At 73.1% G+C, this 16,111-nt stretch carries 13 protein-coding genes and 1 pseudogene; 9 read left to right on the forward strand and 5 right to left on the reverse strand.

Features of this window, described 5'->3' with window-relative positions:
• Positions 1 to 106 (forward strand): transposase domain-containing protein (locus KBB57_RS18735; protein WP_290753593.1); only part of this gene is annotated, 106 nt, incomplete at its 5' end.
• A gap of 14 nt (positions 107 to 120) precedes the next feature.
• On the opposite strand, the pseudogene KBB57_RS18740 reads toward KBB57_RS18735, so the two are convergent.
• Positions 121 to 342 (reverse strand): annotated as a pseudogene (locus tag KBB57_RS18740) (type II toxin-antitoxin system ParD family antitoxin); the annotation flags it as partial.
• A gap of 63 nt (positions 343 to 405) precedes the next feature.
• Positions 406 to 594, reverse strand: a complete 189-nt coding sequence (locus tag KBB57_RS18745) for a hypothetical protein (RefSeq protein WP_290753562.1) — start codon at positions 592 to 594, stop codon at positions 406 to 408.
• A 290-nt stretch (positions 595 to 884) separates the two neighbouring features.
• Between KBB57_RS18745 and KBB57_RS18750 the strand changes: the two genes are divergently transcribed.
• The 6 genes from KBB57_RS18750 to KBB57_RS18775 are packed head-to-tail and all read left to right on the forward strand — an operon-like array spanning position 885 to position 7,857.
• Positions 885 to 3,194: a DUF3604 domain-containing protein gene (locus KBB57_RS18750; protein ID WP_290753565.1), complete on the forward strand. Its 2,310-nt coding sequence runs from the start codon at positions 885 to 887 to the stop codon at positions 3,192 to 3,194.
• Positions 3,191 to 4,204 carry a hypothetical protein gene (locus tag KBB57_RS18755; protein WP_290753567.1) on the forward strand — a complete coding sequence of 338 codons (1,014 nt, stop codon included), beginning with the start codon at positions 3,191 to 3,193 and terminating at the stop codon, positions 4,202 to 4,204. The genes KBB57_RS18750 and KBB57_RS18755 overlap by 4 nt, the downstream gene beginning before the upstream one ends.
• Entirely contained in the window at positions 4,197 to 4,889 is a 693-nt protein-coding gene (locus KBB57_RS18760) for a DUF1007 family protein (protein ID WP_290753569.1), read from the forward strand. Before KBB57_RS18755 ends, KBB57_RS18760 begins: the two co-directional genes overlap by 8 nt.
• On the forward strand, positions 4,880 to 5,941 hold the full coding sequence (locus KBB57_RS18765) for a hypothetical protein (protein WP_290753571.1): 1,062 nt from the start codon (positions 4,880 to 4,882) through the stop codon (positions 5,939 to 5,941). The genes KBB57_RS18760 and KBB57_RS18765 overlap by 10 nt, the downstream gene beginning before the upstream one ends.
• Complete coding sequence (locus KBB57_RS18770) at positions 5,938 to 6,858, forward strand: peptidylprolyl isomerase (protein WP_290753574.1); 921 nt, start codon at positions 5,938 to 5,940, stop codon at positions 6,856 to 6,858. The genes KBB57_RS18765 and KBB57_RS18770 overlap by 4 nt, the downstream gene beginning before the upstream one ends.
• 3 nt (positions 6,859 to 6,861) lie before the next feature.
• Complete coding sequence (locus KBB57_RS18775; RefSeq protein WP_290753577.1) at positions 6,862 to 7,857, forward strand: HupE/UreJ family protein; 996 nt, start codon at positions 6,862 to 6,864, stop codon at positions 7,855 to 7,857.
• 12 nt (positions 7,858 to 7,869) lie between these two features.
• Here the strand turns inward: KBB57_RS18775 and KBB57_RS18780 are convergent, their stop codons facing one another.
• Positions 7,870 to 9,081, reverse strand: a complete 1,212-nt coding sequence (locus KBB57_RS18780) for an MFS transporter (protein ID WP_290753579.1) — start codon at positions 9,079 to 9,081, stop codon at positions 7,870 to 7,872.
• Positions 9,082 to 9,400: 319 nt separating this feature from the next.
• On the opposite strand from KBB57_RS18780, the gene KBB57_RS18785 reads away from it, so the two are divergent.
• Complete coding sequence (locus tag KBB57_RS18785; protein ID WP_290753582.1) at positions 9,401 to 10,030, forward strand: DNA-3-methyladenine glycosylase 2 family protein; 630 nt, start codon at positions 9,401 to 9,403, stop codon at positions 10,028 to 10,030.
• A gap of 12 nt (positions 10,031 to 10,042) precedes the next feature.
• Here KBB57_RS18785 and KBB57_RS18790 read toward each other — a convergent pair whose 3' ends face one another.
• Both KBB57_RS18790 and KBB57_RS18795 read right to left on the reverse strand, forming a co-directional pair.
• A complete protein-coding gene (locus KBB57_RS18790) occupies positions 10,043 to 11,290 on the reverse strand; it encodes a hypothetical protein (RefSeq protein ID WP_290753585.1) in 1,248 nt (415 codons plus the stop codon).
• Positions 11,291 to 11,444: 154 nt separating this feature from the next.
• Positions 11,445 to 12,653 carry a UbiH/UbiF family hydroxylase gene (locus tag KBB57_RS18795; RefSeq protein WP_290753588.1) on the reverse strand — a complete coding sequence of 403 codons (1,209 nt, stop codon included), beginning with the start codon at positions 12,651 to 12,653 and terminating at the stop codon, positions 11,445 to 11,447.
• A gap of 237 nt (positions 12,654 to 12,890) precedes the next feature.
• On the opposite strand from KBB57_RS18795, the gene KBB57_RS18800 reads away from it, so the two are divergent.
• On the forward strand, positions 12,891 to 16,111 hold a 3,221-nt coding region (locus KBB57_RS18800), incomplete at its 3' end, for a vitamin B12-dependent ribonucleotide reductase (RefSeq protein WP_290753590.1).

Here is a 16,111-nt window from a genome sequence, read left to right on the forward strand (position 1 = left end):
GAACGACGTCGATCCCGAAGCCTGGCTGGCCGACGCCATCGCCCGAACCCCAGACTACCGTATCACCAGGATCGACGAACTGCTCCCCTGGCATTGGAAATCATAGCGGTCACGCCGGACGCTTACGGCGCGGGGATCGAACTCGGCGGTCTCGCCCGCCTCGGACCGCCGCACCTGCTCCTCCAGATCCGCCTTCAGCGCATGGAACGCCGCCGCCCCGCGCTCCTCCATCAGCTTGCGCATCCCCGCGCGCACGACCTCGCTGAGGTTGGCGAAGGCGCCGGTCGCGATCTCCCGCTCGGCGAATTCCTGCATCTGCGGCGTCAGATGCACGTTGGGCATCGCCCCTCTCCATGCGATCGAGGGCGGATCGGATCAGATATGGACATCGAGGCAAGGCGCCGCTCACTTCCCCTTCCGCTTCGCCGCCCGCTTCTTCTTCGGCTTCGCCGCGCCGCCGAGGCCCGCGGCGCGCATCGCCTCCTTGGCCATGGCGCTCTGCTGGCGGCGCATCTCGGCCGTGACCAGCCCCCGGCCGGCGCCGATCGCCTTGTTGGCGGCGCTCATCCACATGCTCATGAAAGGGTTCTTCATCACCTGCTCCCATCGCGGACGGCGGCCGCCGTCGCCTTGCCTTCAACTGGGACCGAACCGCGCCGGGGGCAAGCGCCCGGGAGAGCCAGCCGAACGAGGAGAAGGGGCGATCCCGCGCGGTCCCCGGGCGAGCCCGCTTCGCCTCGCCGGTTTCGACGGGCGGGGCGAGATTTTTGGGCGCGATGGCGCAAAATGATTGGCGCGCGCCGCCCGCGCGCGGCTTTTTGTCCGCGGGCGGATCCTGCTACGAGGGAAGCGTGGCGGCATGCCCTGAACGGGAGAGACGGATGATGCGGCGACTTTCTGCGCGAGGCGGATATGCGCTCTCGGCCAGCACGCTCGGGTTGATCTTCGCCTCGGCGATCGCGGCGGCGGCGCAGGAGCGGCAGGCGTTCTTCGGCGAGACCCACGTCCACACCAGCTGGTCGTTCGACGCCTACATCTTCGGCAACCACGTCACCGGCCCGGCGGAGGCCTACAAGTACGCCAGGGGCGAGCCGATCCCGCACCCTCTCGGCTACGACGTGAAGATCACCACGCCGCTCGACTGGATGGGCGTCACCGACCACTCGGAATACGCGGGCGTGGTGCGGCTCTCCAACGACCCCGCCTCGCCGATCAGCAAGCTGCCCATCGCCGCGCAGCTGAAGGTCAAGGACGCGGCCGACATCCAGCGGATCTACCTCTGGCTCGGCACCAGCATGATCGAGATGAAGCCGGTGCCGGCGCTGGTGCAGCCCGAGATCTCCGACACCGTCTGGAAGGCGAACAACGCCGCGGCGGACGCGGCGAACGAGCCTGGCAAGTTCACCGCCTTCTGCTCCTACGAGTGGACCTCGAACCCCGACTTCCGCAACATGCACCGCAACGTCTTCTTCAAGGACTGCGCCAAGGTCCCCGACCGGCCGTTCAGCTCGCTGGAGAGCCAGGCGCCCGAGGACCTCTGGGACTGGATGGACAAGCAGCGGGCGGCGGGCAACGAGCTGCTCGCCATCTCGCACAACGCCAACCTGTCGGGCGGGCTGATGTATCCGACCGAGGTCGATTTCAAGGGCCGGCCGATCGACCAGGCCTGGGCCGACTCGCGCGACCGCAACGAGCGCCTGACCGAGATCAAGCAGATCAAGGGCCAGTCCGAGACGCATCCGCTCCTCTCGCCCAACGACGAGTTCGCCAACTTCGAGGTGCTGAACTACCTGCTCGGCGACCCGCAGGGCCAGTTCGTCACGCTCGGTGGCAGCTATGTCCGGCAGGCGCTGAAGGACGGCGTCGCGATGCAGGAGGCGGAGGGGTTCAACCCCTACCGGACCGGCTTCGTCGGCGGCTCGGATTCGCACAACACCGCCGTCCCCTACCGGCAGGAGAACTTCTTCGGCGGCCACGCCAGCCTCGACGGCACGGTCAAGGAGCGGATGGGCGGGCACAACTTCGCCGGCCTCGACGTGCGCTTCGAGAACCCCGCCGGCCTGACCGGCATCTGGGCCGAGGAGAACACCCGCGCCTCGCTCTTCGACGCGATGCAGCGCAAGGAGACCTTCGCCACCAGCGGCCCGCACATCCGCATCCGCATCTTCGGCGGCTGGGACTACGCCCCGGACATCGCCGCGAACGCCGACTGGGTGCAGGCGGCCTACGCCGGCGGCGTGCCGATGGGCGGCGACCTGAAGCCCCGCGACGGCGACAAGGCCCCGACCTTCGTCGTCGAGGCGGTGAAGGACCCCACCTCCGGCAACCTCGACCGCGTCCAGATCGTCAAGGGCTGGGCGAAGGACGGCCAGTCCTTCGAGAAGGTCTACGACGTCGTCTGGTCCGGCGACCGCACGCCCGGCCCCGTCGACGGCAAGGTGCCGGCGATAGGCTCGACGGTCGACGTCGCCAACGCCACCTACACCAACGACATCGGCTCGGTGCAGCTGACCGGCGCATGGACCGATCCCGACTTCGACCCCACGCTCGACGCCTTCTACTACGCCCGCACCCTGGAGATCCCGACCCCGCGCTGGACCACCATCCAGGCCCGGGAGCTCGGCATCGCGCCCCCCGAGATGGTGGCGGCGACCGTGCAGGAGCGCGCATGGTCCTCGCCGATCTGGTACACCCCCGCCGGCGACGCCCGCGGCGTCGCCACAGGCCGCACGGTGGCCGCGCTGAAGCAGGGCGGCGCGACCCAGCTCACCACCGCCGAGCTCGAGCAGCTCATTCCCGGCCACTTCACCTGGATCCGCAACACCGTCACCGGCGCGATCTACAAGGTCCAGTGGTCGAAGGAGGGGCAGATGCTGATCATGAACGTCGACCCGCGCCTGCCGCAGCCCTCCGAGGTCGGCGACATCGCCCGGGCCTCCTATCTCGGCCAGTCCACCGCCTACGAGATCCGCGACGACAGGATCGCCACGAACTTCGGCAACCGCGAGTACGACCTGACCGTGTTCAGGGTGGCCGGCGGCTCCGGCGACCTCGCCGCCAAGGCCGAGGGCTACGTCGCGGCGCGCAGCAACGAGTTCGGCTTCGCCAACTACGAGCTGATCCCGGAACCGGTGTTCCTCGGCGTCGAGGTCAAGGACGCCGTTGTTCCGACGGGTCCCGTGGCCAAGCCGTGAGCCGCCTGGCGGCGGCGCTGGCGCTGGCGATCCTCGCGGCGGCCGGACCGGCCTCGGCCTGCGCCATCTGCCTGTCGGCTGTCTCCGTGACCGTGGGCGAGCAGATCGACGCCGCCGACCGCGTCGTCCTCGCCGCCCCCGAGGGCGGCGCGCTGCGCGTCGCGGCCGTCGTCAAGGGCGCGGGCGCGGCGGGCGAGACGATCCCCCTCGACACGCTCGTCCCCCGGGTCGGCCTGCGGCCGGGGCAGGCGCTGCTTCTCGCGCACAACGCCTTCGCCGGGACGTGGACGAGCCTCGGCGGCGTCGATCCCGCCAACGCCGGCTGGCTCGCCGGACTGGCCGCCTCCGACGGCGCGGCCCGGCTGGCGCTGGCCGGCCCGCGGCTCGAGGACGCCGACCCGCTGGTCGCCCGCATCGCCCATGACGAGATCGCCCGCGCCCCCTACGGGTCGCTCGCCGGGCTCGCCGCGAGCCTCGACCCCGCGACGTTGCGCGCCTTCGTCGCCGCGCCGGGCCGGGCCGAGTGGCGGCCCGGCTACATCCTGCTCCTCGGTCTTGCCGGCGACGCCGCCGACGCGGACGCGATCGAGGCCAGCCTGGGGCAGGGGGCCGACCCCGCCGACCTCGCCGCCCTCCTCGCCGCCGACATGGAGCTGCGCGGCCCGGGCCGGGTGCCCTGGGTCGAGGAGACCTGGCTCGCCGACCGCAGCCGCACGCTGCCCGAGATCGAGGCGGCGCTGCGGGCGCTCTCCGTGCAGGGCGACGCCGATGCGACCGTGCCGCGGGCCGAGGTGGTCGCCGCCTTCCGCCGCTTCATCCGCGCCCGCCCGCCGATGGCAGGCTTCGTCGCCGCCGACCTGGGCCGCTGGCAGGCCTGGGACGCGAGCCCGGACTACGCCGCGCTGATCGAGGCCGGGGCGGTCGCCGACCCGGCGGAGGAATTCGCCATCCTCTCCTACCTCCAGCAGAGCCCCGACCCCGCGGCGCGGGCGGCCCTCGCGCATGACTGAGCCGGGCGCCCCCGCGCGCCCGCGCCGCTTCCCCGGCGCCCGCCGCCGGGCGCCCGCGCTTGCCGGGGCGCTCGTCGCCGGCCTCCTCGCCGCGACGCCGGGACGGGCGCACCCGCATATCTTCATCGACGGCGGCGTGGATTTCCTCTTCGACGGCACGGGCGATCTCGCCCGGTTGCGCGTCACCTGGATCTACGACCCCATGACCTCGCTCTTCATGCTCGAGGACCTCGGCCTCGACCCGACGCAGCCGCTCCAGCCCGCCGACCGCGCCCGCCTCGCCGCCTACCAGACCGAATGGCAGCCGGGCTTCGACGGCGACAGCTACCTCCACGACGGCGCGCGCCGGGTGGGCCTCTCCGGCTCCCTTGAACCCGAGGCCGGGATCCGCGACGGGCAGGTGGTGATCGTCTTCCTCCGCGACCTCGACGCGCCCTATCGTCCCGGGCCGGACACCCGCGTCGACGTCTACGACCCGACCTACTACACCGCCTACCGCGTCACCGACGCGCCGCGCCTCGAAGGCGCGCCGGACGGATGCCGCGCGCGGGTGGAGAATTTCGAGCCGACGCGCGCGCTCGCGCCCCTGCAGCAGAGCCTGCTCGCCCTCTCCGCCGAGGAGACGCCCGCCGACGCCGATGTCGGCGCGCTCTTCGCCGAGAAGGTGCATCTCGCATGCGAGTGAGCCTCGTCCTCGCGCTCGCGCTCGCGGCGGCGCTGCTCGTCGCCTGGCAGACGGGCGCGGCGCAGGTGCTGGGCTGGCGCCTCCTCGGCCTCCAGCGCGACCTGCAATCGCTGCTCGCCGCCCAGGTGGCGGCGCTCCGGGCCGGCGAGCCCCATGCGCTGGCCGCGCTCATGGGCTTCTGCGCGGCCTACGGCTTCCTGCACGCGGTCGGGCCGGGCCACGGCAAGCTCCTCGTCGGCGCCGCGGCCGTCGGCACGGGGGCGACCGCGCGGCGCATGGCGGGCATCGCCGTCGCCGGCAGCCTCGCGCAGTCGCTCGTGGCGATCGCGCTCGTCTACGGCGGGCTCGCCCTCGCCGGCGCCACGGCGCGCGCCACCGTCGGCGCCTCGGAGGCCTGGGCTATCCCCGTGGGCAACGCCGCGGTTGCGGCCATCGGGCTCTGGATCCTCGTCCGCGGCGTCCGTGCCTGGCGGGCGGCGGCGCGGGATATCCACGGATCCGACCACCACCACCATCACGACCACAGCCACCACCATCACGACCATGGCCACCATCATCACGATCATCACGACGCCTGCGGCTGCGGCCACCGTCACGGCCCGAGCGCCGCGGAGGTCGCCGCCGCCCCCGGCCTCCGCGGCACGCTCGCGCTCGTCGGCGCGATGGCCGCCCGCCCCTGCACCGGCGCGATGATGCTGCTCGCCATCGCCTGGAGCACGGGCCTCGTCGCCGCGGGCGTCCTCGGCGTGCTGGCGATGGGGGCGGGGACCGCGGCCTTCACCCTCGCCGTGGCGCTGGCGGCGGTCCTCGGCCGCGACACGGCGCTCGGCTGGTTCGAGGGGGCGCGCGCGGCGGGCCGCGTCCTGCCGGCGCTCCAGATCGCCGCCGGCCTGCTCCTCACCGCCTCCGCCGCCGCGCTCCTCGCCACCGCCCTCTCGGCGCCGCCTGCCCCCGGAGCCTTCGGGCAACGGCCGCGCGACGACGCGCCCGCCTCGCCGCCCCCTCCGCAACGCAGCCCCGATCCGGGGGCCAAGACGGCAATGTCCCGATGACCAGATCCCTGACCCGCCTCCTCCGCGACCCGCTGACGCATTTCGTCGTCGCCGGCGGCGTGATCTTCGCGGCCTACGCCACCTTTTCCCCACAGGCGCAGCCCTCGGCCGACCCGATGCGGATCGAGCTGACCCGCGATGACCTTCGCCAGCTCGCGCTCTCGCAGATCGCCCAGGGCTTGCCGCTCCCCGACCCCGGCCAGCTCCACCGCCTCGCCGAGGAACGCGCCATGCAGCGCATCCTCGCCCGCGAGGCCGCCGCCTTCGGCCTCGACCGCGACGACGACGTGATCGAGCGCCGGCTGGCCCAGAAGATGGACTTCCTGCTCGCCGACCTCTCGCAGCTGAACCCGCCCACCGGGGACGATCTCGCCGCCTGGTACGCCGCCCACGCCGCCGGGTTCACCCGCCCGGCGCGGGCGAGCTTCCGCCACGTCTACTTCTCGCCCGACGGCCGCGGCAGCGCCGCCGCCGAGGCCGCCGCCGCCGCGGCGCTCCCCACCCTCGCCGGCCTCGCGCCGTCGTCCCCCGCGCTCGCCGCCATTGGCGACCGCTTCATGTTCCAGGACTACTACGGCGGCCGCGACCCGGAAGCCGTCGCCAGGGAGCTCGGCCCCGAGTTCGCCGCCGCGCTCTTCGCCGGCCAGCCCGGGCGATGGATCGGCCCGATCCGCTCCGGCTACGGCTGGCACCTCGTCTACATCGACAGCCTCGAGCCCGCCCGCGTCCCCGCGCTCGACGAGATCGAGGCCGACGTCCGCGCCGCCTGGACCGACGCCCGCTACAAGGAGATCCGCCAGCGCGCCGAGGACGACATGCGCGCCCGCTACACCGTGGTCGTGCCCGACCTCGACCCGGCCGACCTCGGCGACCTCGCCGCCCCGCGCACCGCCGACGCCATGATCGGGGGGCTCTGAGCCATGCTCCGCGCCCTCCTGGCGCTCCTCCTCGCCGCCTGCCTCGCCGCCTGCCTCGCCGTCGGGGCCGAGGCCCACGAGGTCCGCCCCGCCTACCTCCAGATCGACCAGACCGGCCCGGACCGCTACGCGGTGATCTGGCGCACCCCGCAGCTCTCCGGGGCGCCGCTCCCCGTCGTCCTCGCCCTCCCCGACGACGTCCGCACGATCAGCGGGCCGGGCACGCAGGAGATGCCGGGCTCGACCATCGAGCGGCGCATCGTCGAGATCCCGGGCGGCCTCGCCGGGAGGCGCATCGACTTCGTCGGCCTCCAGGCGACGATCACCGACGTCCTCGCCCGCGTCACCCTCGACGGCGTGACCGCCACGACCATGGTCCGCCCCTCCGAGCCCTGGCTCGACGTCCAGGCCGGGCAGACGACGCTCGAGGTCGCCGTCACCTACCTCCGCGACGGCGTCGAGCACATCCTCTTCGGCTTCGACCACCTGCTCTTCGTCGCGGCGCTGATGCTGATCGTCCGCGACTGGCGGGTGCTGATCAAGACCATCACCGCCTTCACCGTCGCCCACTCGATCACGCTCGCGCTGGCGACCTTCGGCCTCGTCGCCCTGCCGCCGGGGCCGGTCGAGACGCTGATCGCGCTCTCCATCGTCCTCGTCGCCGTCGAGGCCGTCCGCCTCCGCCGCGGCGAGACCAGCCTCGCCACCGACTGGCCCTGGCTCGTCGCCTTCGCCTTCGGCCTCCTCCACGGCTTCGGCTTCGCGGGGGCGCTCGCCGGCATCGGCCTGCCGCGCGCCGACATCCCGCTGGCGCTCCTCTTCTTCAACCTCGGCGTCGAGACCGGCCAGCTCCTGTTCATCGCCGCGCTCCTCGCGGCCGCCGCCGGGCTCCGCCGCCTCGTCGCCCTGCCGCGACAGGCGCCGATCGCCGCCGCCTACGCTATCGGCATCGTCGCCTCCTTCTGGTGCTTCGAGCGCCTCGGCGCGATGTTCTCCTGACCCCCGCCGGGCTCACGCCGGCCGGCGGCGCTCCGAGAGCACGAGCCAGACCAGCGCCCCGCAGGCCGCGGCGAGGAACGGGATCATCGCGAAGTTGACCGACACCCAGCCCTCCACCGGCGAGCCGCCGGAGCAGTTCATCAGCCCCCCCGACGCGAGCGAGGTCAGCCCCACCGACCCGAAGACGATGAAGTCGTTCATCCCCTGCACCCGGCCGCGCTCCTCGGGCCGATAGGCCGACGTCAGCATCGTCGTCGCCCCGATGAAGCCGAAGTTCCAGCCGAGCCCGAGCAGCCCGAGCGCCAGGTAGAAGTTGCCGAGCTCCACCCCCGCCAGCCCGGAGAGCCCCGCGGCGGCGAGGATCGCGAGCCCCGCCGCCGTGACCGGCAGCACCCCCAGCCGCTCGATCAGCCGCCCGGTGAAGAACGCCGGCGCGAACATCGCGAGGACATGGCCGCCGATCACGTCCGCCGTCTGCGCGGTGGCGAAGCCGCAGCCGACCATGGCGAGCGGCGTCGCGGTCATCACCAGGTTCATCAGCGAATAGGCGACGGTCGCCACCAGGATCGCCACCGCGATCCGCGGCGTGCGCAGCAGGTCGAGCCGGCTCCGCACCGGGGCCGCGTCCGCCCGCGGCGCCGGCGGCCGCGGGCTGTCGAGGAAGGCGAACAGGAACACGCCCACGAGGTTGATCGCGACCACCGCGAGATAGGCCCCGGCGAAGGGCACCGGCGCCAGCGCGTCGGCCGCGGTCTTGACGAGCTGCGGTCCGAGCAGCGCCGAGACGAGCCCCGCCGCCATCACCGCCGAGATCGCGCGCGGCCGATAGGCGTCCGACGCCCCGTCGGCGGCGGCGAAGCGATAGAAGCCGTTGCCGCACATGTAGACGCCGGTCGCGAGCGAGCCTGCGAGGAACCAGCCGAACGACCCCGTCCACAGCCCGAGCGCGCACAGCCCCGCGCCAAGGGCGCCCGCAAGGCAGCCCACCACGAAGCCCGGCCGCCGGCCCCGCCGCTGCATGAAGCCGGCAAGCGCAGGCGCGGTCGCCATCGAGCCGAAGACGATCATCGAGATCGGCAGCGTCGACAGGCACTTGTTCGCCGCGAGCATCTGCCCGGACAGCCCGCCGAGGATGAAATGCACGGGAAGCTGCGCCCCGAGCAGCGCCTGCGCCGCCACGAGGACACGAACGTTGCGGCGGGCGCGGGCGTCGGCATCGACCATGCGCCGCTTCTAGGGCGACACGCCCGGCAGGCCAAGAGGGCGGCGGTCCGCGCCTCGGCCAACGCGCCCGCCGCCGGTCGCGGGGTCGTCGTCGCCATCCGGATCTCGCGGCCTGCCCTTCCATCCATGCGCCCGCAACGGTCGCGCCGATACCGCGGTCCCGTCCCCCGCGCGTCTCGCGGCTCCGCCGCGTATCCCGCGAAGAGGGCCGCGGGCTACGTCCATGCGTGGCCGCCGGTCGCGCCGGTCGGGGGCCTTCGCCCGCCCGGCCCCGCGGGGCGCGTTGCGCGGCGAGGGCGCCGCGGGTAGGCAGGGGCCCATGGTCGGGCGCATCATCGAGACGGACGCCGACGTCGCGGAAGGCGCGGCATGGCTCGCCGCCGCCGAGCCGCGCTTCGCGCGGGCGCTGGCGGCGACCGGGCCGCTGCCGCTGCGCCGCCGCCCCGACGGCTTCGCGACGCTCTTCGGCGCGGTGGTCAGCCAGCAGGTCTCCACCGCCTCGGCCGCGGCGATCTGGGCGCGGCTCGAGGCGATGGGCGCGACCGCGCCCGAGGGCGTGCGCGCCGCCAGCGACGCCGAGCTGCGCGCCGCCGGCCTGTCGCGCCAGAAGATCGCCTACGGCCGGGGCCTCGCCGAGAGCGGCCTCGACTTCGCCGCGCTCCGCGCGCTGCCCGACGCCGAGGTCGTGGCCGCGCTGGTGCGGCTCAAGGGCGTCGGCGTCTGGACGGCGGAGATCTACGCGATGTTCAGCCTCGGCCGCGCCGACGTCTTCGCCCCCGGCGACCTCGCGCTTCAGGAGGCGGCGCGAATGGTCTTCGAGCTGCCTTCCCGCCCGCGCGAGCCGGAGCTGCGCGAGATGAGCCTCGCCTGGACGCCGTGGCGTGGCGTCGCCGCGCGGCTCCTCTGGGCCTGGTACCGCGTCGCCAACGGCCGCGAGGGCGTCCGCTGACGGCCCTCGCGGCTATTCCCCCCCGGCCAGCTTGCGCAGCTGCTCCGCCACCGCGACCGCCGGGGCGCGCTGCCGGGCGGCGGCGAGGACCTCGAATTCCGTCTCCGTCTTCAGCCGGTCGACCTCGGCCTTCTTCTTCGCCAGCGCCTCCGCCGCGGCCGAGGGCTTCTCCTTCACCGTCTTGTAGGCCGCCGCCGCCGCGTCGAGCGCCTCGCCGAGCGAGGCCGACACGGCGCCGGCCGAGGAGACCGTCTTCGCCCCGTAGGTCTTCAGCGACATGTCCGGGTGCCAGGCCAGCTCGACCGAGCGCGTGCGCAGCCACGACCCGTCGAGCGGGATCTCGTCCGTGCCGCTGAAGCGGTCCACCACGTCGAGCGCCAGCGCCGAGTCGGGCTCCAGCGCCCAGCCCTTCGCGCCCTTCACGTAGACCCCCACCCGCGCCGGTCGGCTGCGCCGGACATAGAGCCGGTCGACGTCCGGGACGCTGCCGTCGCTCGCCTGCGGCTTCGCTGCGCGGTCGCGGTCGACGATGGCCAGCGCGCAGCCGAAGTCGTTGACCAGCCGGGCATGGCCGAGCGGCGCCTGCGGCGGCAACGTGCCCGGCAGCAGGTCCGGCAGGTCCGGTCCCTTCACGGGCAGCAGCTCGAACGGCCGCAGCCGCACCACCGCCGTCGCCACCTCGACCGCCTGCGCCGCGATCCAGGCCCGGCGCACCTCGACGATGCTCGCCACCTGCGACTGCACCGCGTCGAGCGCCCGCGCCGTCGCCCGGAGCGCGCCGGGGCTGGCCTTGGGGTCGCCGAGCTCGCCGAGCAGCCGCTCGACCTGCGCGAGCAGCGCCGCGAGCTGCGCGGCGAGCTTCGGGTGCTGCTTCTCCCATTGCTTCTCCAGCGTCGGGCCCGTCGTCGTCGCGGTCTTGCGCAGGCCGAGCATCGCCACCGTCGCCACCGCGCTGATCACCTTGCCGACGAGGCTCAGCACCGGCGCGATGTCGCGGCCGGACTCGCTGTTGATCGCGGTGATGAAGCCGCGGTCGTCGAGCGTGACCGTCAGGTCGAGCTTCTCGAGGAATCCCGCGTCGAGCTGCAGCAGCCGCCGGCAGGTCTGGTCGGCGACCGCGGCATGGGTGAGGTCGACGTCGACCACCTCCTCGAGCCGGCTTCCCCTCGCCCCCGCCGCCGCCTGCTTCCGCTTCGTCGCCGTGACGGTCAGCTCCGTCTCCGGCAGCCAGTAGCGCAACCCGGGCCCGATCGCGCCCATTCTCGCCTCCCCCGTCAGCGCCTGCGCGTCGCGCAGCCAACGCCGGAGCTAACGCCGGGTCCGCCCATCCCGCAAGCGCCGCTAGCCGGCGCCTGCCCGACGGGACCTGCCCGCCGATGCCGGCCGGCGGCGCGACGGTCAGGGCAAGGTCGCGTCAGGCCGCGCCGCCAAGTCCCATCCGCATCGCCGCCCGCCGCAGCGGGGCCGTGCCGTGCAGCGCCCGGAGCCCGGCTCGCCGGGCGTCGCGGAAGGGCTGCCAGCCGGCCATCGCCGCGCGGTTCAGCGCGTCGATCCCGGCGACCCGCGCCAGCACCCGCGCGTGCCGCGCCCGGCCGTAGCGGGCGAGCAGCTCCGGCGTCCCCGGATCCTCGCCCCGCGCCCGCGCCGCGGCGCAGAGCTCGACCAGCGCCGCCACGTCGCGCAGGCTCATGTTCAGCCCCTGCGCCCCGATCGGCGGCACGACATGCGCGGCCTCGGCGACCAAGGCCACCCGCGGCCCGTCCAGCCGCTCCGCCACCTGGGACACGATCGGCCACAGCCGCCGCGGGCTGGTCAGCCGCAGCCGCCCCAGCACCCCGCAGGCCCGCTCCGCCAGCGCCGCCTCGAACTCCGGCTCCGTCAGCGCCATCAGCCGCGCCGCCTTCGGCCCCTCCTCCATCCACACCACCGCCGAGGCCGGGCCGCCCTCGTGGTCCGGCAGCGGCACCAGCGTCAGCGGGCCGCCGCTGCGGTGGATCTCGGTCGAGACGTCGTCGTGGGGCAGGGGATGCGCCACCGTGAACACCAGCGCCTTCTGCCCGTAGCTCCAGCGCCGCGCCGCGATCCCGACCGCCTCGCGCACGAAGCTGTCGCGCCCGTCCGCCGCCACGACCAGCCGCGCCCGCGCCTGCGCCCCCGGCAGCCGCACCAGCGCGCCCGCGGTCCGCGCCACCAGCCCCTCGACCCGCGCCGGGGCGACCAGCCGCGCCCCCGGCGTCGCCGCCAGATGCGCGACCAGCTCGCGCCGGATCAGCCAGTTCGGCAGGTTGTAGCCGAACGCCTCCTGCCCGATCTCCGCCGCCGCAAAGTCCGCTGTCTCGCGCACTGCCGGCTCCGGCCCGCCGGCGTCGGCGAGCCGCATCACCCGGAGCGGCGCCGCATGGGGCGCGAGCCGCCCCCAGAGCCCGATCCGCTCCAGAAACTCCACCGCCGGCATCAGGAACGCCGTCGAGCGCAGGTCCGAGCCTGCCTGCCCCGCCTCCGTCACCGGCGGCTCGGCGTCGACGCACAAGGTCTCGAACCCGGCATGGGCGAACGCCGCCGTGGCCGCCAGCCCCGCCACGCCGCCGCCCGCCACCAGGATGTCCACGTCGAGTCGCTCCATGGCCGGCACGCTAGGCGGCCCCGCCGCCGGCGCCAAGGCGCCCGCGACTCAACCTATGCGAGAATCGCGCCCCTAGTGGATAAGGGCATGTCAAACGCTAAATCTGGCGCCGCTGCTGATTTTTCGATTGACCGACTCACGGCGGCGTCATCTTCTGGGGGCCGGGCCTCGGCAGGCACACAACATCTGGTGCAAACCACCACCGGATGGGGCGGAAAAGAATAAAGGGAACCAGCCATGAAGATCGAACGCCGCTTCACCACCGAGCAGGACGGGGCCTATGGCGCCATCGCGTTCCGCACCACCGGCTCGGAGATCCGCAACCCCGACGGATCGGTGGTGTTCAGCCTCGAGAACCTCGAGGTCCCCGAGGGCTGGAGCCAGGTCGCCTCCGACGTCCTCGCCCAGAAGTATTTCCGCAAGGCCGGCGTCCCTGCCGCCCTGAAGCGCGTCAAGGAGAAGGGCGTCCCCGCCTTCCTGTGGCGCTCCGTCCCCGACGAGGCCAGGCTCGCCGAGCTGCCCGAGCACGCCCGCCTCACCGGCGAGACCAAGGCCACCCAGGTCTTCGACCGCCTCGCCGGCGCCTGGGCCTACTGGGGCTGGAAGGGCGGCTACTTCACCGCCGAGGCCGACGCCCGCGCCTACTACGACGAGATGCGCTACATGCTGGCGACCCAGATGGGCGCGCCGAACTCGCCGCAATGGTTCAACACCGGCCTGCACTGGGCCTACGGCATCGACGGGCCGAGCCAGGGCCACTACTACGTCGACTTCGAGACGAAGGAGCTCGTGAAGTCCGCCTCGGCCTACGAGCACCCGCAGCCGCACGCCTGCTTCATCCAGTCCGTCGCCGACGACCTCGTCAACGAGGGCGGCATCATGGACCTCTGGACCCGCGAGGCCCGGCTCTTCAAGTACGGCTCCGGCACCGGGACCAACTTCTCGCTGCTCCGCGCCGAGAACGAGAGGCTCGCCGGCGGCGGCAAGTCCTCCGGCCTGATGTCCTTCCTCAAGATCGGCGACCGCGCGGCCGGCGCGATCAAGTCGGGCGGCACCACGCGCCGCGCCGCCAAGATGGTGATCTGCGACCTCGACCACCCCGACATCGAGGCCTTCATCGACTGGAAGGTCGTCGAGGAGCAGAAGGTCGCCGCCCTCGTCGCCGGCTCCAAGGCGCACAAGGAGCGCCTCGCCGCCATCCTCGACGCCATCCGCGCCTGGGACGGCGCCGAGGCCGACGCCTTCGACCCCAAGGCCAATCCCGCGCTGAAGGCCGCGATCCGCGCCGCGAAGAAGGCGCACCTGCCCGAGGCCTACGTCAAGCGCGTGCTCCAGCAGGCCGAGGCCGGCGAGATGGCGCTCGACTTCAAGACCTACGACACCGACTGGGACTCGGACGCCTACCTCACCGTCTCCGGCCAGAACTCCAACAACTCCGTCCGCGTCACCGACGCCTTCCTGCGCGCCGTCCGCGAGGACGCGGAATGGGAGCTCGTCCGCCGCACCGACGGCAAGATCGCCCGCAAGGTCCGCGCCCGCGACCTGTGGAACAAGATCGGCCGCGCCGCCTGGGCCTGCGCCGATCCGGGCGTGCAGTTCCACGACACCATCAACGCCTGGCACACCTGCCCCGAGGACGGGCCGATCCGCGCCTCGAACCCGTGCTCGGAATACATGTTCCTCGACGACACCGCCTGCAACCTCGCCTCGATGAACCTGCTCGGCTTCCTCGACGGCGGCCAGTTCGACGCCGAGGCCTACGTCCACGCCACCCGCCTCTGGACGATCACCCTCGAGATCTCCGTCCTGATGGCGCAGTTCCCGAGCCCGGAGATCGCCAAGCTCTCCTACGAGTTCCGCACCCTCGGCCTCGGCTACGCCAATATCGGCGGCCTGCTGATGACCCTCGGCATCGCCTACGACTCGCCCGAGGGCCGCGCGCTCTGCGGCGCGCTGACCGCGGTGATGACCGGCGCCGCCTACGCCGCCTCCGCCGAGATGGCGAAGGAGCTGGGCGCCTTCCCCGGCTATGCCCGCAACGCCAACCACATGCTGCGCGTCATCCGCAACCACGCCCGCGCCGCCCGCGGCGAGACCGTGGGCTACGAGGGCCTCGCGGTGCCGCCCGTCGCGCTCGACCACGCGCATTGCCCCGACGCGGGCCTCCTCAACCTCGCCCATACCGTCTGGGAGGACGCCCTCGCCCTCGGCGCCGCCCACGGCTTCCGCAACGCCCAGACCACGGTGATCGCGCCCACCGGCACGATCGGCCTCGTCATGGACTGCGACACCACCGGCATCGAGCCCGACTTCGCGCTGGTGAAGTTCAAGAAGCTCGCCGGCGGCGGCTACTTCAAGATCATCAACGGCGCGGTGCCGCAGGCGCTCGCCGCCCTCGGCTACGACCCCGAGGCGGCGCAGGCCATCGTCGCCCACGCCACCGGCCACGGCACGCTCGAGGGCGCGCCCGGGATCAACGCCATCTCGCTCGTCGGCCACGGCTTCGGGCCGGAGCAGATCGAGAAGGTCGAGGACGCGCTCGCCTCGGCCTTCGACATCCGCTTCGTGTTCAACCAGTGGACGCTCGGCGAGGAGTTCTGCACCCGCGTCCTCGGCATCCCCGCCGAGAAGCTGCGCGACCCGTCCTTCGACCTCCTGCGCTCGCTCGGCTTCACCCGCGCCCAGATCGACGCGGCGAACGCCCATGTCTGCGGCACGATGACCCTCGAAGGCGCGCCGGGCCTGAAGCCCGAGCACCTCGCGGTCTTCGACTGCGCCACCCCCTGCGGCAAGACAGGCCAGCGCAGCCTCTCGGTCGAGAGCCACATCCGCATGATGGCAGCGGCCCAGAGCTTCATCTCCGGCGCGATCTCCAAGACGATCAACATGCCGAATTCGGCTTCGATCGACGACTGCAAGGCGGCCTACGAGCTTTCGTGGTCGCTCGGCGTCAAGGCGAACGCGCTCTACCGCGACGGCTCCAAGCTCAGCCAGCCGCTCTCGGCGGCGCTGGTCGAGGACGACGACCTCGAGGAGGAGCTGATCGAGGCCCCGCAGGCCGCCCGCGCCGCGCTCCTGTCGGAGCGCATCGTCGAGAAGATCATCATCAAGGAGATCGAGCAGGCCAACAAGCGCGCCCGCCTGCCCGAGCGCCGCAAGGGCTACACCCAGAAGGCGATCGTCGGCGGGCACAAGGTCTATCTCCGCACCGGCGAGTATCAGGATGGCCGCCTCGGCGAGATCTTCATCGACATGCACAAGGAGGGCGCGGCCTTCCGGGCGATGATGAACAACTTCGCCATCGCCGTGTCGGTCGGGCTCCAGTACGGCGTGCCGCTCGAGGAGTTCGTCGAGGCCTTCACCTTCACCCGCTTCGAGCCGGCGGGGATGGTGCAGGGCAACGACTCGATCAAGAACGCCACCTCGATCCTCGACTACATCTTCCGCGAGCTGGCGGT

Origin of the sequence: Amaricoccus sp. (assembly GCF_017993425.1) — a bacterium.
GTDB lineage: Bacteria > Pseudomonadota > Alphaproteobacteria > Rhodobacterales > Rhodobacteraceae > Amaricoccus.